Source organism: Brachyspira hampsonii, assembly GCF_001746205.1.
GTDB lineage: Bacteria > Spirochaetota > Brachyspiria > Brachyspirales > Brachyspiraceae > Brachyspira > Brachyspira hampsonii_B.
The window spans coordinates 105,813-127,104 of sequence record NZ_MDCO01000012.1; the positions used below are offsets into that span (position 1 = coordinate 105,813).

Below are 21,292 nucleotides of genomic sequence, written 5' to 3' on the forward strand. Positions count from 1 at the left end.
TGCGATGCGATGCGATGTATATCAGCTAAATAATGCATTTTTTACCCTTTTTATATTTTTTGTTATTATAAAATAAATTATTATAAAGTCAATAAGATTTTCATATAAAATAATCATTTTATTTACAAAAACATATTAATTCTAGAAATTTTTTATATAAATAAAACTATTTTGTATTTTGATAATAAAATTTATATACATACCACGCCCTTTATACTTGATAATTTTACATAGATATAAAAATTAATTTATATTTTCAATTCTATTAGAAAATAAAGCACCCGCCCAAGTTATTTTTAGATTTAAAATCTATTTAACGCACGGTTAATAAAATTTTATATATAATAAGTTTCTAATTATTAATAAATATATATTTATAACTTTGCTCTGCGTGCGGTAAGATAATAAAAAAGATAAATAGAATTTGGGTGGGTATTATAATTTAAAAATAAGTTAAAAAGAAAAATTAATTAAATATTTTAAACTAATCAATAAATATATAGGGTGGGATTTAAAATAAATTAAAAAAGGAATATCTTATATATCAAGATAAATTATTTTAGCACCGCTTCCTCCAAGGTTTATAGGAGCATCAGAAAAATATTTGATATGATTCTTTCCTTCCGTTACTAAATAATATTCAACTAAATTTTTTAAAACAGGTATCCTATTTTGGCTTCCAAAACCTTTGCCATGTATTATGAGGATAGGGCTTATCTTATTTTTTTGCATTCATAAATAAAATGCTTAATTTCTATTAATGCCCTTTCACTTGTAAGTCCATGTAAATCAAGCTTTTCTTTTGGAACTGCATTTTTTATATTTGGCTTGAATTTTGTATTTACCTTTCTATCATAAATAGACTTTTTAGAATGATTAGTGCAATCTAGATTTTCAATTGCATTTAAAAACATTTCCTCATCTTCTTTAGTATATGCTAATTCTTTTTTTGAATTACTTTTATTTTCTTTATTAAGATTATTTTCTTTTTGAATTTTATCATTATTAATTTCTTTTTTTATATTTTCTTTTTTATTATTAAACTCATCAGGAAAATATCCATGCTCTAAATAGAATTCAAATAATCTTCTTTCTTCCTCAGAGTTTTTTGACATATTGATAAAATCCTAAAAAATATTTATGAATTTAATAATTTTAAGAACTCAGCATTATCTTTAGTAGAATTCATTTTATCAATAACAGTTTCTATTAACTGATCTTCATCTATACCCTGAGACTGCATATATTTTCTTAATGCCCACATTTTATTTTTTTCTTCCTCAGTGAGAAGTAAATCCTCTCTCCTAGTAGAAGAAGAATCAATATCAATAGCAGGGAAAAGCCTTCTATTAGCAAGTTTTCTGTCTAAATGAAGCTCCATATTTCCTGTACCTTTGAACTCTTCATAAATATAATCATCCATCTTACTTCCTGTATCAACTAAAGCAGAAGCAATTATAGTAAGAGAACCGCCTTCTTCTATATTACGAGCAGCACCAAAGAATCTTTTTGGCTTATGAAGTGCATTAGAATCAACCCCTCCTGTTAAAACTTTACCGCTTGCAGGAACTACTAAGTTATAAGCCCTTGAAAGTCTTGTAATGGAATCAAGTATTATAACAACATCATGTTTATTTTCAACTAATCTTTTAGCCTTTTCAAGCACCATTTCAGAAACCTGACAATGTTTATCAGGGGTTTCATCAAAAGTAGATGCTATAACTTCAGCTTCAGGTACTTGTCTTCTCATATCAGTAACTTCTTCAGGACGCTCATCTATAAGAAGAATGAAAAGTTTAATATCAGGATAATTTTGGCATATAGCATTAGCAATTTCCTGAAGCATCATAGTTTTACCGGCTTTAGGAGGTGCTACTATTAATCCTCTTTGACCTTTACCTATAGGAGAAACAAGATTAATAATACGAGTAGATATTTTATTAGGTGCAAACTCTAAATTTATACGCTCATTAGGAAAAATTGGAGTTAATTTGTCAAAATGCGGTCTTTTATATAAATTATTAGGTTCTTCTCCATTAACCGATTCTATTCTAAGTAAAGCAAAAAATTTCTCACCAGCATTATCTTTAGGAGGTCTAACCTCTCCTGTAATTAAATCACCTGTTCTAAGCCCAAAAAGTCTTATCTGAGCAGGAGAAATATATATATCATCAGGTCCTACTAAATAATTACTATTTTTTGAACGCAAGAAACCAAAACCATCTTGCAAAGTTTCTAAAGTACCTTCAGCAACTATTTTTCCTTCCAAAGCAATCTGGGCTTTCAATATAGCATGCATAAGTTCCTGTCTTCTGATATTGTTTCCGGTATCTTTTTTTATGCCATAAGTTTCAGCAAATTCTAATAACTCTTCAAAAGTTAAAACACTTAATTTGCTAATATAAAGTATATCATGAGGTCTTTTTAATTCTTTTACCTCATTATTATTATCCTCTATATCCTTAGCCAATTCACATTTTTCCTGTACAGTTTCGATATTATTTGTATTTTCCTCATTAGCTTCAGAAACAACTTGCTTTACAACTTTTTTTCTAACAACTTTTTTTGGCTGAGCTGCAGATGCTTCAATCTCTTCATTTTCATTAGATAGTTTTACACGTTTTTTAGTTGGAAAAGGCATAATAATTCCTCCGATAAAGTATAATCATAACAAGTTATAGCGAATATTCGCTATAACTATATGATAATATTTATCTTAATTGCTTATATTAGATTTATAAACTTGATTTAATTTATTTTTTATTTATTATTTATTTTCAGTTTTAGCAGAAGTGCCATCAGATTCGCAAAGCATAACAACACACATGTCAGCTGCATCTCCGAATCTCTTATATGATAAAATTTTTCTTACATAACCGCCGTTTTTACCAGCATATCTAGGAGCTATATCTTTAAAAAGTTTAGCAAGTACTGTTTCATCTTTAATATACTTTGCTGCAGTTCTTCTATTATGAACATTATCAACTTTAGCTCTATATATTATTTTATCAGCTAATTGCTTAATAGCTCTTCCTTTTTCTTTAGTAGTTTCTATTTTTTCATATTTAAAAAGAGAAGTAAGCATATTAGAAAGCATAGCTTTTTTATGTGCACTTGTTCTATTAAATTTTTTTACTGTAACTCTATGTCTCATTTTACTATCCTTGAAAGTTTATTAACTTTTATATTATTCTCTTATCCTCTCATACCAAGATGAGCATTATACTCTGCTAATTTTTCTTTGATTTCTTCAATAATCATTTCATTAGCACCTATAAGTCTCAACAAATCGGCATCAGTTTTTACAGCAACTTTATCTAAAGTTTTAAGATCAGAAGCCATTAAGAAATTAGCAGTTCTAACAGAGAATTCCACCTCTTCAATATGCTTACCCTTAAGAGAATCAAGCACAGAATCTTTAGGAGTTTCCTCTATTTTTTCATCGTCTCCATTAGCCTCTTCAGGATCCATAAAATGCTTTAAATTATCTCTTAAAATTTTAGCAGCTTGGGATAAAGCCTTATCAGGAGCTATATTTCCTTTAGTTTCTATCTCAAGAGTAAGTTTTCCATAATCTATACGCTGACCTACTCTTATAGGATCAACATTATATTTTACACTTACAATAGGAGAATAAATAGCATCTATAGCTATAGCATTAATATCTTCTAATAACTCAATATTCATTTCAGCAGGCACATAACTATATCCGCCTTCAATTTGAATATCCATCTCAAAAGTATATCCCTCAGCAATTGTTGCTATATAATAATCAGGATTATGCACTTGAGCTTCAGTATCATCAGCCACTAAATCTTTAGCAGTAATAACACAAGGACCTTCTTTTTTCATATGAATAGTTTTAGTATCCAAATGAGTAGGAAGAGAAACTACAACATTTTTAAGATGCATAATCATAACAATTGTGTCTTCTTTCATTCCAGGAACATTTTCAAATTCATTGCTAACACCATCTATTTTGATAGTAGTAATAGCATAACCAGGTATAGAAGATAATAGTACTCTTCTTAAAGCATTACCAACAGTTACCGCATATCCTCTCTCAAAAGGCTGAGCTATAAATTTACCATAAGTAGGAGTTAAATCTTTTTTTTCAAAAGTAACTCTATGAGGATGTCTAATAGATTCTAATATTTCTTTTAATGCCATTCTTAAAATACCCCTTATAAAAGAGTTCCATTACTTAGAATAATACTCAATAATGAGCTGTTCATTAATAGGATACTCTATATGCTCCCTTATAGGCAAAGTAACTATTTCCCCTGTTTTACTAGAAAGATCCAAAGTTAACCATGCAGGAACATATTCGCTTTTTAAACCTTCTATTATAGTTTTTACTTCAGCTATTGCATTACCTCTATCAGTGAAAGAAATTTTATCACCTACTTTAACGCAATAAGAAGGAATAGTCATTCCCTTAGCATTAACTGCTATAAAACCATGAGCTATAAATTGTCTAGCTTGACTTCTGCTTTTAGCAAAACCAAGTCTGTAAACAACATTATCCAAACGAAGTTCTAATAATCTAAGTAAGTTTTCACCGGATACACCAGCTACACGAATCGCTTCATGATAATAATTTCTAAACTGTTTTTCTAAAACGCCGTAAATACGTTTAACTTTCTGTTTTTCTCTCATCTGAATACCATATTCTGATAACTGTTTCATTTTACGGTTAGCAGGACCAGGTACATCTCTCTTTTTTGTTATAGCACATTTAGCAGTAAGACATCTATCACCTTTCAACATAAGTTTCATTTTTTCACGGCGACATAATCTACAACTAGCATCTCTATATCTTGCCATAATTATTTATCTCCTATTAATACTACTTAAATACAAATATTATATTCTTCTTCTTTTTCTAGGACGGCAGCCGTTATGAGGCATTGGAGTAACGTCCTTAATAAGTTTAACTTTAAGTCCTGATGCTTCAACAGCTCTAATAGAACTTTCTCTTCCCATTCCAGGACCTTTAACATAAACTTCTACTTCTCTAACACCCATTTCATAAGCTTTTTTAGATGCTTTTTCACTAGCAACCTGAGCTGCAAAAGGAGTAGATTTTTTACTGCTTTTGTAATCTCCATCTAAACCAGCACTAGCCCATGATAAAGTGTCTCCGTTTCTATCTGTTATAGTAACTATTGTATTATTAAAACTAGCCTTTATATGTACTATACCAAAAGCTTCAACTTTTCTATCTTTTTTAATTTTTTTATCTTTTAGAGTTTTTTTACCTTTTTGAGTAGCCACTATTCTCCCCCATTAATTATTTTTTACCTGGTGCTTTTTTCTTACCAGCAATAGCTTTTCTTGCACCGCCGCCTCTAGCATTACGAGAGTTAGTACGAGTGCGTTGACCATGTACAGGAAGCCTCTTAATATGACGCATTCCGCGGTATGAGTGAATATCTTTCAAACGTTTTATATTATTATAAAGTTCTGTTCGTAAATCACCTTCTACCTTAGTAGTGGCTTCTATAGCATCTCTTAAAGCAGTAATTTGTGCATCTGTTAAATCTTTAGCTTTAATAGAATAATCTATATTAGCTTTATCACAAATAACATGAGCAAGAGTGCGACCTATACCGTATATATCAGTAAGGGCTATTTCTATTCTTTTATTGTTTCTTATTTCAACACCCATTAAACGTGCCATATTAATTATCTCCTTAAATTAATTACTTCTGTTTTTGTTTATGTCTTGGGTTTTTCTTACATATAACTCTAACGACGCCTTTTCTCTTAACTATTTGGCAGTCATTACAACGTTTTTTTATAGAACTTTTTACTTTCATTGTAACTAATCTCCATTTAATTTATTACTTATAACGATAAATTATTCTGCCCTTTGTCAAATCATAGGGAGACATTTCTATAGTTACTTTATCTCCAGGAAGTATGCGGATAAAATTCATACGCATTTTACCTGATATATGAGCCAATATCTTATGACCATTTTCTAACTCTACTCTAAAAGTAGCATTTGGAAGCGGCTCTACTACAGTACCTTCTATTTCTATAGTTCCTCTATCAGCCATATTATTACCTTCTCGCCTTAGATTTCTTTAATATACCGTCATAGTTATGCATTTGCAAATAGGATTCTATTTGTTTTAATAACTCAACAGCAACACTAACACTAATCATTACAGATGTTCCTCCCATCAAATAAACAAGAGAATTATTTGTACCTCTGAAAGGAGCAAATATAGGGATCTTAGACATTAAATCTGGAAATACTGCTATAGCTGCCAAGAATATTGATCCGCCTATAGTTATTCTGCTTAATACTGTTTTAAGATATTCTGCAGTTTGAGTACCAGGTCTGTATCCAGGTATAAAACCTCCAGATTTTTTAAGATTCTCTGCTATATCATCAGGATTGAATTGTACTGATGTATAAACATAGGCAAACATTATAACTAATAAACAATAAAGAATTATGTATGCCCAGCTTCCATAAGAGAAGAATCTAAGCAAAGCATCAAGCCATCTCCATTGAACTCCTCTAGTTAAGCTAGCTATTTGTGCAGGAATCGCCATTAAAGCTGAAGCAAATATTATAGGAATTACGCCAGAAGGATTGATCTTGAAAGGTATATGAGTTGATTGAGCTCCGAATACTTTTCTGCCTACAACTCTTTTAGCATACTGAACAGGAATTCTTCTTTGTCCGCTTTCTTCATAAACTACACAAAATATAACTATTGCGAAAATTATAAAGAAAAGAACTATAACCAAAGAATTCAAATATTCACTTTCTCTCTTTTGTATAACATCATACACACCAGCAGGAATACGAGCAACAATACCGGCAAAAATTATAACAGATATACCGTTACCAAGGCCGCGTTCTGTAATCTGGTCACCTAGCCACATCAAGAACATGGTACCAGCAGTAGCTGTTACAACTACGAGAAGTATGAAACCTATTCCGGGATCCATAAATATCATAGCACCTTCATTTATACTCTGAATCCAACTAGCCATAGCTGCAGATTGTACTATACAAAGAACAAGAGTTAGATATCTAACATACTGATTTATCTTTTTACGACCGCTTTCACCTTCTTTTTGCATTCTTTCGAGTGCGGGTATTACTACGCCAAGAAGCTGCATTATAATAGAAGCAGAAATATAAGGCATAATACCAAGTGCTAATATAGAAAATCTAAATAAAGCACCGCCTGAAAATAAATCCATTATAGTCAAAAGTCCTCCTCCGCCTTGAGATGAGGACAAAAAACCTAAAAGAGCTGTAGGATCTATACCAGGTGTAGGAATATGGCTTCCTATTCTATAAACTAATATAGCAATAACAGTAAATAAGATTCTGCTTCTTAATTCTTGTACTCTAAATATATTAGCAAACGATTTAAACATTATAATCTACCTTAAGACTTTTTATCTTCTTTTTTTCTAATATATTTTTTGCGTTCATGTATTATAACTTTACCGCCTGATTTCTCAACTTTCTCTATAGCTTTTTTACTAGCCATATCAACTGTTATAGTAACAGCATTTTTTACTTCACCCATAGAAAGAAGTTTAATATAATCTCTTTTAGATGATAAGAAACCCATTTTAAGTAAAGTTTCTCTTGTGATTTCATTACCGCCTATAGAATCTAAATCACCTACATTGATAATATTAACACATTTTTTGAAAGCTGCATTAGTAAATCCGCTTTTAGGGATTCTTCTATGTAAAGGCATTTGTCCGCCTTCAAAACCAGCTCTTCTGCTGTAACCGGCACGAGACTGAGCACCTTTATCACCTCTGCCTGCAGTACAGCCCCAACCAGAACCTTGTCCGCGTCCTACTCTATGACGTTTTTTACTAGATCCCTTAGGAGCTCTTAATATTTTTGTATTTTCTTGTGCCATTTTTAAGAACCTCACTTATACTCTACTTTAAGAAGATGTGATATTTTATTTATCATTCCATTTATTTGAGGAGTTGCTTCATGTTCTACAACTCTTTTGCCTTTTTTAAAACCCAAAGCTACAACTGTGTCTCTTTGAGATTTCTCATAGCCTATAGGAGATTTTACTAATGTTATTACAACTTTAGCCATTATTCTGCCCTCCCATAAATCTGATCTATACTTACACCTCTTTTATTAGCCATATACTCTACTGTTTTCAAAGATTTTAAACCTTCAAAAGTAGCTTTAGCTAGGTTCATAGAGTTGTTATTTCCTAAAGACTTAGAAAGAATATTTTTTACTCCTGCTAATTCCAACACTGCACGTGCAGGACCGCCTGAAATAACTCCTGTACCTTTAGAAGCCGGTTTCATTATTATTCTGCTACTTCTAAATACACCAACTGTATTATGAGGTATAGTTTCACCTTTTAAGTTCACTTCTATCATGTTTTTCTTAGCTTGCTCTATAGCTTTTCTTATAGCATCTGGTACTTCGTTTGCTTTACCGTAACCTAAACCTACATGACCATTTTTATCGCCTAAAACCATCAAAGCAGCAAATCTAAAACGTCTTCCGCCTTTCATAACTTTAGCTACTCTGTTTAAAGTTATTAGACGCTCTTCATACATACTTTTTTCTTCGTTGTTATTTATATCGTGTGCCAAGGTAATACTCCTTAAAATTTCAATCCTGCTTCACGAGCACCGTCAGCTAGGGATTTTATTTTTCCATGATATATATATCCGTTTCTGTCAAATACAACTTCATTTATATTTTTTTCTTTTGCTCTTACGGCTAAAATTTTGCCTATTTCTTTAGCTATATCTACATTTTTACCGCTTTTTAAATCTTTTTCCTGAGAAGATGCTGATGCTAAAGTTATACCTTTGCTATCATCTATTATTTGAGCAGATACATATTTAAGACTTTTATGAACTGTAAGTCTTGGACGCTCTGAACTTCCTTCTATTTTTATACGAATACTTCTTTTTCTTCTTTCGCGTTGAGCTTTAATCTTTTCTCTTAAACTCATAAAAAACCCCTTACTTAGCAGCTTTTTTACTTTCTTTATATTTTACATGCTCGCCTTCAAATCTAACCCCTTTACCTTTATAAGGTTCAACAGGTCTTTTCTTTTTGATATTCATAGCAAGCTCACCTACTTGTTCTTTATCATTGCCTTCGATAATTATTTTAGTATCTTTTTCTACTGATACTTTAACACCTTCCGGTATTTTCATTTTCACATCACTAGAAAAGCCTAATTGCAATGTTATAGTATCTCCCTGAACATTAGAACGATAACCTGTACCTTCTAACTGAAGAACTTTTTTATATCCGTTAGTAACGCCTTCTATCATATTAGAAACTAGCTTCCACACTAGACCTAATTGTGCAGAATATTTAGCTCTATTTTCTTTAATAGCTTTCTCGTCAGTACTTTCAATTTTAGGAGGTTTAACCCAAAGAGAATTATTTTCGAGTTCAATCATTATATAATCAAAAAACTCTCTTGTCAACTCCCCTCTTTTACCTTTTACGATTACTTTATGTCCGTCTATCTTAACTTCAACACCTTGAGGTATCGCTATAGGTTTATTTGCCAATCTACTCATTATTAATACCCTCTTAATAATTTATTACCAAACGTTGCATAAAACTTCGCCGCCGACTTTTTCTTTTCTAGCCTCTTTATCTGTCATTACACCTTTGCTTGTAGATATTACAGATATACCGAAACCATTTTTTACTTGAGGTATAGTATCTACTGATGTATAAACTCTTAAACCCGGAGTTGATACTCTTTGAATTCCTTCTATTACTGAACTTCCCTCATAATATTTCAAATCTATTTCTATGCGGAAGAAATTTTTATCTTTTACTTCTACTTTTTTGAAGTCATTAATATAACCTTCTTTCTTTAAAATTGCAAGTATATTTTCCATTTTTGTAGAAAAAGGTATAGCAACAGACTCTTTTTTTGCTCTACAACCATTTCTTATTATAGTTAAAGCATCTGCTATTGGATCATGTACACTCATTTATAATTCTCCTTAAATTACCAACTAGACTTAGTTACGCCCGGTATCAAACCTTTATTTGCTAAATCTCTAAAACATATTCTGCACATCTTGTACTGTCTTATATAAGCACGAGGTCTGCCGCATATTGGGCATCTGTTATATTGTCTTGTTTTATATTTTTGTTTTTTTGTAGCTTTAACTTTAAGTGCCAATCTAGCCATTATTTATTCTCCTGACTTTTAGGTGCTGCACGAAATGGCAAACCTACTCTTTCTAATAAAGTGCGTGCCATATCGTCATTATCTGCAGTAGTTACTATTGTTATATTTAAGCCTTTTACGGCATCTGTTTTATCAAAACTTATCTCTGGGAATATAGTATGTTCTTTTATTCCTAAGTTATAGTTACCATTACCATCGAAACCTCTTCTAGGAATACCTTGGAAGTCTCTTACTCTTGGTAATGCTATGAATATTAATCTCTCTAAGAAGTCATACATTCTCTCGCCTCTTAAAGTTACTCTGCAGCCTATAGGCATTCCTTGTCTTAATTTGAAGTTAGCTATAGACTTTTTAGCTCTTGTTACAACAGCTCTTTGTCCTGCTATTTGGCTTAGTTCTTCTACAGCAGAATCAACATATTTTTTGTCTGTTACAGCCTGAGTTACTCCCATATTGATTATAATTTTCTCTATTTTAGGGATAGCCATAGTAGAGCTTAAATTCATATCTTTTAGAAGAGACTGTTTAATTTCTTTTTCATACCTATCTTTCAATACTGACATAATTTATTTCTCCTACTTACTTATCAAGAACTTCGCCCAATTTTTTGGCATATCTTTTTAGTTTACCATCTACTTCTTTTCTTCCAACTCTAGTAGCTTTTCCAGCTTTGTTTACTACCATTACATTGGATATATGTATTGAAGCTTCTTTTTCAACTATACCGCCTTTTTGATTCTCCTGGCTTTTAGGCATAGTTTTTTTAACCATATTGATATTTTTTACTAAAACTCTGCCTCTTGTTCTATCTATAGACAATACCTCTCCGCGTTCTCCGCTTTGCTCTCCAGATATTACCTCAACAGTATCGCCTTTTTTTACTTTGTATTTTGTCTTACTTAAATCTTGTTTCTTTATCATAATTATATTACCTCTGGTGCAAGTGATACTATCTTCATAAAGCCTCTGTCTCTTAGTTCACGAGCTACCGGTCCGAATATACGTTTACCGCGTGGCTCTTTTTTATCATCTACTATAACAGCAGCATTCTCGTCAAAACGAATATATGAACCGTCAGGGCGTCTAACTTCTTTTTTTACTCTTACTATTACAGCTTTTACTACTTTACCTTTTTCTATAGAGCAAGTAGGTATTATATCTGTTACAGAACAGATAATTACATCACCTAAAGTAGCATATCTGCGTCTGCTTCCGCCTAATACCTTAATACATTTTAACTTCTTTACGCCTGTATTATCAGCTACATTAAGAGTGCTTGGTACTTGTATCATAGTTCTTACTCTCCTTCAACCTGTGAAGAAACTGCTGCTTCAGGAGCATGTTTTTCACGTTTTAATACGCTTTCTACATCGCTGTCTATAGAATCTTTATCTATACGCTCTGCTTTCTTGATTATTTTTGTTAATCTGAATTTTTTATCTTTACTAAGAGGTCTGCACTCTATCACTCTTACTAAATCGCCTTCATGACATTCATTTTTTTCATCATGAGCTTTATATCTTTTATTTTTACTAATAGTTTTACCATAAAGCGGGTGTTTCTGCTTGCTTTCTACTTTTACAACTATAGTTTTATCCATTTTATCAGAAACTACAATTCCCTCAAGTACTCTTTTATATTTTTTTGCTTTGCTTTCCACAGTAATACCTCACTATTTTTTTATGCCAAGTTCATGCTGACGAATAAATGTCTTAACTCTAGCTATATCTTTACGAGCTTTTTTAAGCTGATGTGTTTGTCTTGCATCACCAACTACTTTTTCAAATCTATGCTCTTGATATTCTTTTTCTAATTTTAGAAGTTCACCTTTAAGCTCTTCTAAACCTAATGACTTATAATCTTTTTTATCCTTAGCCATTATATAGCCTCCCTCTTAATGAACTTAGTTTTTATAGGGAGCTTGAAACCAGCTAGTCTGAAAGCTGATTGTGCTAATTCTTCTGGAACACCTGATATTTCAAATATTACTTTTCCAGGTTTAACTACAGCTACCCAATATTCAACATTACCTTTACCTTTACCCATTCTAGTTTCAGCAGGTTTTTTAGTATAAGGCTTATCTGGAAATACTTTTATCCACATTTTACCTACACGTTTAACATGTCTTGATATAGCAATACGCGCAGCCTCAATTTGTCTATCTGTAAGCCATACAGGTTCTAATGCCATTAAGCCATAATCTCCGAAAGTTAAATTACTTCCTCTCTTTGATTTGCCTTTCATTCTGCCTCTATGATGTTTACGATATTTCATTCTTGATGGTTGTAACATTATCTATCTCCTTTGGCACTGATAACTTTACCTGCATCATCTTGTTTATGTTCTTTTTTATCAAGAATTTCTCCCTTATAGATCCACACTTTTATTCCGATAATACCGAATGTAGTAAGTGCTTCTGCAGTGCCGTAATCTATATTAGCTCTCAATGTATGTAATGGTACTGAACCATTTTTGTATTGTTCTGTTCTAGCAATATCAGCTCCTGCTAAACGACCAGAACACATAACTTTTATACCTTTAGCACCTTTTTTCATAGCCTGAGTTATAACGCTTTTCATAGCTCTTCTGAAAGCAACACGCATTTCTAATTGACGAGCTACATTCTGTGCTGCTAAAGTAGCATCTAACTCTGCATCTCTGATTTCCGTAATAGAGAAATGAACCGGTTTTTTAACCATTTTCTGAACAGTTGTTTTTACAGTTTCAACTCTCTGACCTTTAGGTCCTATTACAACGCCTGCTCTTGCAGTAGAGATGAAAATATTGATTCTATCTGGGAAACGAACTATTTGTATATCAGATATAGCAGGGTCAAAAGACTCTTTTTTTCCGCCTATTTTCTTTTGTTCTTCTTTTAATGTTTTATAATAGTAGTTCATTATATAGCGTCTGATAGATAAATCTTCATGCAAACTATCTGCATAAGTTCTGCTATCTTCAAACCATTTACTAGACCAAGTTTTGTTAATTCCGAGTCTTAAGCCTATTGGACTAACCTTTTGACCCATAGTTTATACCTCCGCTGCTTTAGGTGCTTCTTCTGTTTTAGCACTTTTAGCTTTTAATTTTTTCTTTTCAGGTTTTTTATCATCACTTAAAATTATAGTAATATGTGAAAGTCTTTTTAATATTGGATCTGCACTGCCTCTGCTTGCTGCACGTATTCTTTTTAGAGTAGGTGCTTTATCTACATAAGCAGTTTTTACCCATAATGTATCCGGATTGATATTTCTTGATTGGAATATAGCATTAGCTATTCCGCTTTTAATAGCCTTTCTTAGAACTACTGATGACATCTGTGGCATTGTTGCTAGATTAGATATAGCATGATTAACATACTCTCCTTTAACGAAAGGAAGAAGTCTTGCTACTTTTCTGCGGCCAATGCGTAAATAACGTACCTTTACTTTATAATCCATAGTCTAAATCCTTATTTCTTACCTACTTTAGCGGCACCTGCATGAGATATAAATTTTCTTGTTGGTGCAAATTCGCCTAATTTATGACCTATCATGTTCTCTTGTATATAAACTGCTACAAATGTTTTACCATTATGCACATTTATAGTGAAACCTATCATTTCTGGAATAATTGTTGAAGCACGGCTGTAAGTTTTTATTTGGTGCTTATTATCTCCAGCTTGTATTTTCTTAAAAAGATTCTTATCTACAAAAGGTCCTTTTTTAATAGAGCGAGACATTATTTTTTACCCCCTCTTCTTTTGATTATTAATCTGTCAGAATATTTATGTTTCTTTCTAGTTTTGTATCCCTTAGTAGGTACACCTGTTGGTGAAACAGGATGCGGATTACCTTGTCCGCTTTTACCTTCACCACCGCCATGCGGGTGATCTACCGGGTTCATTACAACACCTCTTACTTTTGGTCTTCTGCCTTTATGTCTTGTAGTACCAGCTTTACCATCAGTAGTATTGAAATGATCTAGGTTGCCAATTTGACCTATAGTAGCATAACAATTTTCTAAGATTCTTCTCTCTTCACCAGAACGAAGTCTTATTACACAATAACCGCCTGATTTAGCTGTTATCTGAGCACCACCTCCTGCTGCTCTAACAAGCTGACCGCCTTTTCCAGGAGTTATTTCAATGTTATGTATTATAGTACCTAATGGAATTTTTTTCAATGGTAAAGTACAACCAACTTTAACTTTTGCATTTTCTCCGCTTACTACTCTATCACCTACATTAAGTCCCAATGGCCATATTATGTATCTTTTTTCGCCATCTGTATAGTGTAATAGTGCTATACGAGCAGTTCTGTTAGGATCATACTCTATAGAAACTACTTTAGCCTCTATATCATGCTTATCTCTTCTAAAATCTACAAATCTAAATAGTTTTTTATGTCCGCCTCCGCGACGACGCATAGTGATACGACCATTAGAACCGCGTCCGCTTATACGTTTTTTTCCGCATACTAATGATTTACAAGGCTCATTTGTCGTAATATCCGAAAAGTCCACTACTGTACGATAGCGTAAACTTGGTGTTGTCGGTTTAAATTTCTTAATAGCCATCGGTTATCCCTCATTATTTTACTATATCTATTGATTCTTTGCCGTCAAGAACTATTATCGCTTTCTTATAACTGCGTGTATATCCGCGTCTGCTCATTCTGCGATTTTTCTTCTTTGGCTTAACATTTATTATTTTACAATCTAGCGGATGTACATTAAATATTTTTTCAACCGCTTTCATCAATTCCTGCTTATTAGCATCCTGTCTTACTTTAAATACATAATAACGCTTTTCTGTTCCTCTAGGCTCAGTTCTAAGCATATTACTTTTTTCTGTAAGTATAGGTTCAATTAAAAGTGAATACATACTCATATTTTTTAACCCTTAATTCTAGCATTTAATTTAGATAAAGCTGTTTTAGTAAAATATACCTCATCAGCATAAAATAAAGGATGTATAGACATACTGTCTGCATTTACAAGCTTTAAATCTTTGATGTTTCTTAAAGATAATAATAATTTATTGTAATTATCACCTAAAGATTCATCTTTACCTACTACAAATGCTACTTTTCTTGTATTTGGTTCTTTAACCTTACTTATAAAACTAGCCATTCTTTTTGTTTTAGGAGCATCAAAAGTGAAGTCCTCAAAAACTTTAAGAACATTCTTTCCATATTTTAAAGATAAAACAGACAATAGAGCCTTACGTTTCATTTTCTTTGGCAATCTATAGCTATAATCGCGAGGCTTAGGAGTATGTGTTTTACCACCGCCTACCCAAATTGGGGATCTTGTAGAACCTGCTCTAGCTCTTCCTGTACCTTTTTGTCTCCAAGGTTTTTTACCGCCTCCTGAAACTTCTGCTCTTGTTTTTGTAGAGTGAGTACCCTGGCGTCTGTTAGCTAATTCATTTTTGATTGCTTCGTAAAGTAGATTATTGTTAACTTCTGATTTAAATATCTCATCAACAATCTCTAAATTGCCTACGCTATCTCCATTTTCATTTAGTATTACTACTTCCATTTTATCATCCTGTTATTATTTCACTCTATTAATTCATTGAGTTCTTTTTCTTATTGCGTTTCTTTACTGCTGATGTTAATTTAACTATGCTATTAACTGCACCTGGTATAGCACCTTTAATCATAATCAAATTATCATCGGGTCTTATTTCAACCACTTTTAAATTTTGAATAGTAGTTAAAGTATTACCCATATGTCCAGGCATACCTTTACCTTTCCATACTCTTGCAGGGTAACTGTTACAGCCTATAGAACCTGCTCTTCTTCTAAAGTTAGAACCATGGCTCATAGGACCGCCGTCATAATTATGTCTTTTCATTACGCCAGCAAAACCTCTACCCTTACTCAAAGAACTAACATCTATAAAATCGCCTGCTTGAAATATATCTGCTTTAAGCTCTTGTCCTACTGTATAAGAGCTAGTATTGTCCATTCTGAACTCTTTTAAATATTTCTTAGGCTCTAAATTTGCTTTTTTAAACTGACCTATTTGAGGCTTTTTCAAATGCTTTTCTTTCACGGCACCATACCCTAATTGAATAGCACTGTAGCCATCTTTCTCATTATCTCTTATCTGCATAACTGTGCATGGTCCAGCCTCTACTACTGTTACTGCTATAGCATTACCAGTTTCATCGAAAACTGTTGTCATACCCAATTTTTTGCCAATTATTCCTACCATCGGCGAATCCTCTATAATGATTTTACTTACTACTTTTTAATGTTTCAAACTATTACAGATAAAACGTAGTAAAGCTTTATCTTTAATATTTTTTAATTAAACGCTTATTTAAGCTGAACATCAACCCCAGCTGGAAGCGCCAATTTCTTAAGAGACTCTGTTGTCTGAGGTGTTACATCAAAGATATCTATTAATCTTTTATATATACGCATCTCAAATTGTTCTCTTGACTTTATGTTTACATGCGGACTTCTTATTACTGTTACCTTACGAATACTTGTAGGCAATGGTATAGGTCCTGATACTCTAGCTCCTGTTTTCTTTACACTAGCTACTATAGACTGAGCTGATTGATCAATAAGCTCAATATCAAAGGCTTTTAGTTTAACTCGTATTTTCTGTTCTTTCATAGCTTGAATTACTCGCTTTCTCTTAATTTATTAAAGGGTATATCTTTAATTAAAAAGGCATACCCTTTTATTTCGCTCTTAATTATTCTAATATTTTTGTTACAACACCGTTACCTACTGTTTTACCACCTTCACGAATAGCAAATCTTTGCTTTTCTTCCATAGCGATTGGAGTGATAAGTTCAATAGTTAAGTTAGCATTATCACCAGGCATAATCATTTGTGCACCTTCTGCCAAATTAATTACTCCTGTTACATCTGTTGTTCTGAAGTACATTTGAGGTCTGTAACCTGTTACGAAACCGCTGTGTCTTCCGCCTTCTTCTTTTTTCAAGATATAAACTTCAGCTTCAAATTTTTTATGAGGTGTAATTGTACCAGGTTTAGCTAATACTTGTCCTCTTTCTACTTCTTTACGTTCAATACCTCTTAAAAGACAGCCAACATTGTAACCTGCTATACCTACTACTTCTTTTTTGAACATTTCTACACCTGTACAAGTAGTTTTCTTAGTAGGTCTTATTCCAACGATTTCTACTTCATTACCTTTTTCAATTTTACCTCTTTCAATTCTTCCTGTAACAACTGTACCTCTTCCAGGAATTGAGTATACATCTTCTATTGACATTAAGAAGTCTTTATCTACTTCACGAACTGGATCTGGAATATATGTATCTAATGCATTTAATAAGTCTATTATACATTTACAATCTGGATCTGTTCTAGGATCTTTACCTGCTTCAATAGCTTGAATAGCTTTAATAGCAGAACCTCTAATAATAGGTGTTTTAGATCCGTCAAAACCATAATGATCTAATACATCTATTACTTCTGCTTCTACGATTTCAGCCATTTCTGGGTCATCTAATTTATCACATTTATTTAAGAATACTACAATGTAATTTACACCTACTTGTCTTGAAAGAAGTACGTGTTCTTTTGTTTGAGGCATTACACCGTCTTCTGCTGATACTACCAAGATAGCTCCGTCCATTTGAGCTGCACCTGTAATCATGTTTTTAATGTAGTCAGCGTGACCTGGACAGTCTACGTGAGCATAGTGTCTATGATCTGATTCATATTCAACGTGTGATGTTGCGATTGTTAATATTTTTGTTGGGTCTCTTCTACCTTGACTTTCAGAAGCTTTTGCTACTGAGTCATAAGCAACTTTCTGTACTGTTGCTGGGAACATAGCAGATGATACTGCTGTTATTGCTGATGTTAATGTTGTTTTACCATGGTCTACGTGTCCAATAGTACCAACGTTTACGTGTGTTTTTGTACCTTCGTAAGTTCCTTTAGCCATTTTAATCCTCCAATTATTTATCCTTTAGGAAATTTGTTTTTTATTTTAATACTAATATTTTATTAGTTACTTACTTACTATTACCCATTCTAGCACCTATTATCTCTTCTGCTACATTTTTAGGTACTTCCTCATAATGTGAGAACTGCATTGTATAGCTTGCTCTACCCTGAGAAACATTCCTTATACTTGTTGTATAACCAAACATCTCAGCAAGAGGTACAGTAGCATTGATGGATTTATAACCTGATTTATCTGTAAATCCATGAACCTGACCTCTTCTTGAAGCTAAGTCTCCTATTATATCACCCATATAATCTTCAGGAGTTACAACTTCTACTGTCATCATAGGTTCCAATAAATAAGGATCTGCTTTTTTACAGCCTTCTTTAAATCCCATAGAAGCAGCAATTTTAAATGCCATTTCTGATGAGTCTACAGGGTGGAATGATCCGTCATAAGCTGATACTATAACATCAAGCATAGGATAGTTAGCAAGAACTCCTGTATTCATAGATTCTATACAGCCTTTTTCTACTGCCGGTATATATTCTCTTGGAACTGCTCCTCCAACGATTTCATTGTTAAATTTGAATCCGGCATTAGGTTCATTAGGTCCTATTCTTAGCCATACATCACCATACTGACCTTTACCGCCTGACTGACGAACAAATTTACCTTGTACCTCAACCGTTTTCTTAATACCTTCTCTATAAGATACTTGAGGGCGTCCAACATTTGCCTCAACTTTATATTCTCTTTTCATTCTATCGCAGATAATTTCTAAGTGAAGCTCACCCATACCTGCTATGATTGTCTGTCCTGTTTCTTCATCAAAGCTAACTCTGAATGTTGGATCTTCTTCAGCAAGTCTTGATAAAGCAACTGACATTTTATCTCTGTCGCCTTTTGTTTTAGGTTCTATAGCAACATTAATTACAGGCTCTGGGAAGTTAATTGATTCTAATATTATAGGAGCATTTTCAGGACATAATGTATCACCTGTTGTAGTATCTTTAAGACCTACTGCTGCTGCTATATCACCAGCATATACCTGCTCAATTTCTTCTCTTTTATTAGCATGCATCTGAAGTATTCTTCCGATACGCTCTCTTTTACCTTTTGTTGCATTAAGAACATAAGAACCTGATTCTAAAATTCCTGAATAAACTCTCAAGAATGCTATTTTTCCTACATGAGGATCTGTCATTATTTTGAATGCTAATGCACTAAATTTCTCATCATCAGATATTTTTCTTTTTATAACATTACCATCTAAATCAGTACCTTCTACCTCAGGTTTATCTATAGGAGATGGTAAATAATCAACAACACCATTAATTAATACTTGAATACCTTTATTTTTGAATGCTGTACCGCAGAACATTGGGAAGAAATCTGCTGTTAAAGTTGCTGTTCTTATAAGTCTTTTTATAGTAGGAACATCTATTTCCTCACCTTCAAAGAACTTATTCATAGCATCGTCATCATATTCAACGATTGCTTCTAATAATGAGTTTCTATATTCTTCTGCTTTTTCTTTCAATTCAGGTCTGATTTCTCTCTCTTCCATTTTCATACCGTCTTCAGAAACCCAAATTATCTCTTTCATATTTACTAAGTCAACAACACCCTCGAAATTGCTTTCTGCACCTATAGGTATAACTACAGGGTGACTGTTAGCTTTTAATCTTTCTCTTGTTTGATCTAAAACAGAATAGAAATTAGCTCCTATCCTATCCATTTTATTAACAAAAATAGCTCTAGGAATCTTATAATTACTAGCTTGTCTCCAAACTGTTTCACTCTGAGGCTGAACACCTCCTACTGAACAGAAAACACCTACTGCACTGTCTAATACTCTCAAAGATCTTTCTACCTCAGCAGTAAAGTCAACGTGCCCCGGAGTGTCTATCAAATTAATTCTATGACCATTCCAAAAACAAGTTGTTGCAGCAGAAGTAATTGTAATACCTCTTTCTCTTTCCTGTTCCATCCAGTCCATTTCAGCTGCACCTTCATGAACTTCCCCAATCTTATGGGTCTTACCTGTAAAATACAAAATACGCTCACTTAAAGTAGTTTTACCAGCATCAATGTGAGCCATAATACCAATATTGCGTGTGTTTTCTAATGAAATTTGACGTGCCACTAAACTTTCTCCTTAAAAACTACCACCTGAAGTGAGCAAATGCTTTGTTACCTTCAGCCATTCTATGAACTGTATCTCTCTTAGCAACCGCCTGACCTTTTCCGTCTATAGCATCAGCTATTTCATTTGATAAACGCTCTACCATGCTTCTTCCGCCTCTTTTTCTTGAAGCATCTATAAGCCATGTAAAAGCTAAAGAATTCTGTCTGTCTGGTCTTACATCAACAGGAACCTGATATGTAGAACCTCCAACTCTTCTTGATTTTACCTCTACACGAGGTTTGATATTTTCAATAGCTTCGTTAAAAGCCTCTAAACCTTCTTTACCTGTTTTCTGCTTAACTAAATCCATAGCTTTATAAAATATATTTTCAGCTTTGCTTTTTTTACCGTCATACATTAACTTATTTATAAATTTACTAATAATAACGCTTCCATAAACAGGATCAGCATCTATTTTTCTAGTTTGTGCTCTTCTTCTTCTAGCCATATTAATTTACTCCATTCATTAAGCCTTTGGTTTTTTAGTACCATATTTACTTCTAGCTTTCATTCTCTTTTCTACACCTGTAGCTTCACGGCTTCCGCGAACTATGTGATAACGGCAACCAGGTAAGTCTTTAACACGGCCGCCTCTTATAAGCACACGGTTGTGTTCTTGCAATGTATGGTCTATACCAGGAATATAAGCTGTTACTTCCATACCATTTGTTATTCTTACACGGGCAATTTTACGCATAGCTGAGTTAGGTTTTTTTGGTGTAGTTGTTGTTACACGAGTACAAACACCTTCTCTTTGCGGACATTTCATTAATGCAGGCGATTTTGTTTTATTTATTATACGCTTGCGACCTTTTCTTACTAATTGATTAATTGTAGGCATAAAATACAAAACCTCTAATTCTTTATTTTTTTACAAGTCAATCCGTTTTAAGGAATGACACATTAATATTTTTCTTTTATAAAACTTCAAACACGAAACAGTATTTATTAACTGAGCAATTATAGTATTAA

General features: G+C 32.8%; 36 protein-coding genes. All 36 read right to left on the reverse strand.

What is annotated here, in order from left to right:
* Positions 1–537 precede the first annotated feature (537 nt).
* Entirely contained in the window at positions 538–732 is a 195-nt protein-coding gene (locus tag BFL38_RS15530) for a Smr/MutS family protein (RefSeq protein ID WP_256097246.1), read from the reverse strand.
* Positions 714–1,115, reverse strand: a complete 402-nt coding sequence (locus BFL38_RS09475; protein WP_256097247.1) for a Smr/MutS family protein — start codon at positions 1,113–1,115, stop codon at positions 714–716. Before BFL38_RS09475 ends, BFL38_RS15530 begins: the two co-directional genes overlap by 19 nt.
* A gap of 23 nt (positions 1,116–1,138) precedes the next feature.
* The gene (gene rho / locus BFL38_RS09480; protein ID WP_069726828.1) at positions 1,139–2,641 is read right to left on the reverse strand and encodes a transcription termination factor Rho; all 1,503 of its coding nucleotides are present in this window, start codon (positions 2,639–2,641) and stop codon (positions 1,139–1,141) included.
* Between the two features lie 126 nt (positions 2,642–2,767).
* Complete coding sequence (gene rplQ, locus BFL38_RS09485) at positions 2,768–3,154, reverse strand: 50S ribosomal protein L17 (protein ID WP_069726829.1); 387 nt, start codon at positions 3,152–3,154, stop codon at positions 2,768–2,770.
* A gap of 41 nt (positions 3,155–3,195) precedes the next feature.
* Positions 3,196–4,170, reverse strand: coding sequence for a DNA-directed RNA polymerase subunit alpha (locus BFL38_RS09490; RefSeq protein ID WP_008723424.1), 975 nt, complete (start codon positions 4,168–4,170; stop codon positions 3,196–3,198).
* A gap of 30 nt (positions 4,171–4,200) precedes the next feature.
* A complete protein-coding gene (rpsD, locus tag BFL38_RS09495) occupies positions 4,201–4,827 on the reverse strand; it encodes a 30S ribosomal protein S4 (protein ID WP_069726830.1) in 627 nt (208 codons plus the stop codon).
* Positions 4,828–4,866: 39 nt separating this feature from the next.
* Entirely contained in the window at positions 4,867–5,277 is a 411-nt protein-coding gene (gene rpsK, locus BFL38_RS09500; RefSeq protein ID WP_008723418.1) for a 30S ribosomal protein S11, read from the reverse strand.
* Positions 5,278–5,293: 16 nt separating this feature from the next.
* Positions 5,294–5,683: a 30S ribosomal protein S13 gene (gene rpsM, locus BFL38_RS09505; RefSeq protein WP_008723417.1), complete on the reverse strand. Its 390-nt coding sequence runs from the start codon at positions 5,681–5,683 to the stop codon at positions 5,294–5,296.
* A 22-nt stretch (positions 5,684–5,705) separates the two neighbouring features.
* A complete protein-coding gene (gene rpmJ, locus BFL38_RS09510) occupies positions 5,706–5,822 on the reverse strand; it encodes a 50S ribosomal protein L36 (RefSeq protein WP_008723415.1) in 117 nt (38 codons plus the stop codon).
* Positions 5,823–5,846: 24 nt separating this feature from the next.
* Positions 5,847–6,065: a translation initiation factor IF-1 gene (infA, locus tag BFL38_RS09515; RefSeq protein WP_008723414.1), complete on the reverse strand. Its 219-nt coding sequence runs from the start codon at positions 6,063–6,065 to the stop codon at positions 5,847–5,849.
* A 4-nt stretch (positions 6,066–6,069) separates the two neighbouring features.
* Positions 6,070–7,410: a preprotein translocase subunit SecY gene (secY, locus tag BFL38_RS09520; RefSeq protein ID WP_069726831.1), complete on the reverse strand. Its 1,341-nt coding sequence runs from the start codon at positions 7,408–7,410 to the stop codon at positions 6,070–6,072.
* An 11-nt stretch (positions 7,411–7,421) separates the two neighbouring features.
* Complete coding sequence (gene rplO, locus BFL38_RS09525) at positions 7,422–7,913, reverse strand: 50S ribosomal protein L15 (protein WP_069726832.1); 492 nt, start codon at positions 7,911–7,913, stop codon at positions 7,422–7,424.
* An 11-nt stretch (positions 7,914–7,924) separates the two neighbouring features.
* Entirely contained in the window at positions 7,925–8,104 is a 180-nt protein-coding gene (rpmD, locus tag BFL38_RS09530) for a 50S ribosomal protein L30 (RefSeq protein WP_008723411.1), read from the reverse strand.
* Positions 8,104–8,622, reverse strand: a complete 519-nt coding sequence (rpsE, locus tag BFL38_RS09535; RefSeq protein ID WP_008723410.1) for a 30S ribosomal protein S5 — start codon at positions 8,620–8,622, stop codon at positions 8,104–8,106. The genes rpmD and rpsE overlap by 1 nt, the downstream gene beginning before the upstream one ends.
* Before the next feature lie 11 nt (positions 8,623–8,633).
* Entirely contained in the window at positions 8,634–8,990 is a 357-nt protein-coding gene (gene rplR, locus BFL38_RS09540) for a 50S ribosomal protein L18 (protein WP_069726833.1), read from the reverse strand.
* A 10-nt stretch (positions 8,991–9,000) separates the two neighbouring features.
* On the reverse strand, positions 9,001–9,573 hold the full coding sequence (gene rplF, locus BFL38_RS09545) for a 50S ribosomal protein L6 (RefSeq protein WP_069726834.1): 573 nt from the start codon (positions 9,571–9,573) through the stop codon (positions 9,001–9,003).
* Positions 9,574–9,597: 24 nt separating this feature from the next.
* On the reverse strand, positions 9,598–9,999 hold the full coding sequence (gene rpsH, locus BFL38_RS09550) for a 30S ribosomal protein S8 (protein ID WP_008723405.1): 402 nt from the start codon (positions 9,997–9,999) through the stop codon (positions 9,598–9,600).
* A 17-nt stretch (positions 10,000–10,016) separates the two neighbouring features.
* Entirely contained in the window at positions 10,017–10,202 is a 186-nt protein-coding gene (locus BFL38_RS09555) for a type Z 30S ribosomal protein S14 (protein ID WP_008723403.1), read from the reverse strand.
* Positions 10,202–10,765: a 50S ribosomal protein L5 gene (gene rplE / locus BFL38_RS09560; protein ID WP_008723394.1), complete on the reverse strand. Its 564-nt coding sequence runs from the start codon at positions 10,763–10,765 to the stop codon at positions 10,202–10,204. The genes BFL38_RS09555 and rplE overlap by 1 nt, the downstream gene beginning before the upstream one ends.
* A 16-nt stretch (positions 10,766–10,781) precedes the next feature.
* On the reverse strand, positions 10,782–11,123 hold the full coding sequence (gene rplX / locus BFL38_RS09565) for a 50S ribosomal protein L24 (RefSeq protein WP_069726835.1): 342 nt from the start codon (positions 11,121–11,123) through the stop codon (positions 10,782–10,784).
* A gap of 2 nt (positions 11,124–11,125) precedes the next feature.
* Positions 11,126–11,494, reverse strand: coding sequence for a 50S ribosomal protein L14 (gene rplN, locus BFL38_RS09570; protein WP_008723391.1), 369 nt, complete (start codon positions 11,492–11,494; stop codon positions 11,126–11,128).
* A 5-nt stretch (positions 11,495–11,499) separates the two neighbouring features.
* On the reverse strand, positions 11,500–11,862 hold the full coding sequence (gene rpsQ / locus BFL38_RS09575) for a 30S ribosomal protein S17 (protein WP_008723388.1): 363 nt from the start codon (positions 11,860–11,862) through the stop codon (positions 11,500–11,502).
* Between the two features lie 12 nt (positions 11,863–11,874).
* Positions 11,875–12,081, reverse strand: coding sequence for a 50S ribosomal protein L29 (gene rpmC / locus BFL38_RS09580; RefSeq protein WP_008723386.1), 207 nt, complete (start codon positions 12,079–12,081; stop codon positions 11,875–11,877).
* Positions 12,081–12,494, reverse strand: a complete 414-nt coding sequence (gene rplP, locus BFL38_RS09585; RefSeq protein ID WP_008723384.1) for a 50S ribosomal protein L16 — start codon at positions 12,492–12,494, stop codon at positions 12,081–12,083. The genes rpmC and rplP overlap by 1 nt, the downstream gene beginning before the upstream one ends.
* Entirely contained in the window at positions 12,494–13,231 is a 738-nt protein-coding gene (gene rpsC / locus BFL38_RS09590; protein ID WP_008727116.1) for a 30S ribosomal protein S3, read from the reverse strand. The genes rplP and rpsC overlap by 1 nt, the downstream gene beginning before the upstream one ends.
* A 3-nt stretch (positions 13,232–13,234) precedes the next feature.
* Positions 13,235–13,642 (reverse strand): 50S ribosomal protein L22, encoded by a 408-nt coding sequence (gene rplV / locus BFL38_RS09595; RefSeq protein WP_014488944.1) that lies wholly within the window; start codon positions 13,640–13,642, stop codon positions 13,235–13,237.
* A gap of 11 nt (positions 13,643–13,653) precedes the next feature.
* Positions 13,654–13,923 carry a 30S ribosomal protein S19 gene (rpsS, locus tag BFL38_RS09600; RefSeq protein WP_008723378.1) on the reverse strand — a complete coding sequence of 90 codons (270 nt, stop codon included), beginning with the start codon at positions 13,921–13,923 and terminating at the stop codon, positions 13,654–13,656.
* A complete protein-coding gene (gene rplB, locus BFL38_RS09605; protein ID WP_008723375.1) occupies positions 13,923–14,759 on the reverse strand; it encodes a 50S ribosomal protein L2 in 837 nt (278 codons plus the stop codon). Before rplB ends, rpsS begins: the two co-directional genes overlap by 1 nt.
* A 13-nt stretch (positions 14,760–14,772) precedes the next feature.
* A complete protein-coding gene (gene rplW / locus BFL38_RS09610) occupies positions 14,773–15,066 on the reverse strand; it encodes a 50S ribosomal protein L23 (protein WP_176720004.1) in 294 nt (97 codons plus the stop codon).
* 11 nt (positions 15,067–15,077) lie between these two features.
* Positions 15,078–15,725, reverse strand: coding sequence for a 50S ribosomal protein L4 (rplD, locus tag BFL38_RS09615; protein ID WP_069726836.1), 648 nt, complete (start codon positions 15,723–15,725; stop codon positions 15,078–15,080).
* Between the two features lie 28 nt (positions 15,726–15,753).
* A complete protein-coding gene (rplC, locus tag BFL38_RS09620) occupies positions 15,754–16,407 on the reverse strand; it encodes a 50S ribosomal protein L3 (protein WP_069726837.1) in 654 nt (217 codons plus the stop codon).
* A 104-nt stretch (positions 16,408–16,511) separates the two neighbouring features.
* Positions 16,512–16,817, reverse strand: coding sequence for a 30S ribosomal protein S10 (rpsJ, locus tag BFL38_RS09625; RefSeq protein WP_008723370.1), 306 nt, complete (start codon positions 16,815–16,817; stop codon positions 16,512–16,514).
* A gap of 82 nt (positions 16,818–16,899) precedes the next feature.
* Complete coding sequence (tuf, locus tag BFL38_RS09630) at positions 16,900–18,126, reverse strand: elongation factor Tu (protein ID WP_008727120.1); 1,227 nt, start codon at positions 18,124–18,126, stop codon at positions 16,900–16,902.
* A gap of 70 nt (positions 18,127–18,196) precedes the next feature.
* On the reverse strand, positions 18,197–20,278 hold the full coding sequence (gene fusA / locus BFL38_RS09635; RefSeq protein WP_069726838.1) for an elongation factor G: 2,082 nt from the start codon (positions 20,276–20,278) through the stop codon (positions 18,197–18,199).
* 19 nt (positions 20,279–20,297) lie between these two features.
* Positions 20,298–20,768 carry a 30S ribosomal protein S7 gene (gene rpsG / locus BFL38_RS09640; protein ID WP_008727124.1) on the reverse strand — a complete coding sequence of 157 codons (471 nt, stop codon included), beginning with the start codon at positions 20,766–20,768 and terminating at the stop codon, positions 20,298–20,300.
* A gap of 18 nt (positions 20,769–20,786) precedes the next feature.
* Complete coding sequence (gene rpsL / locus BFL38_RS09645; protein WP_008723364.1) at positions 20,787–21,161, reverse strand: 30S ribosomal protein S12; 375 nt, start codon at positions 21,159–21,161, stop codon at positions 20,787–20,789.
* Positions 21,162–21,292 lie beyond the last annotated feature (131 nt).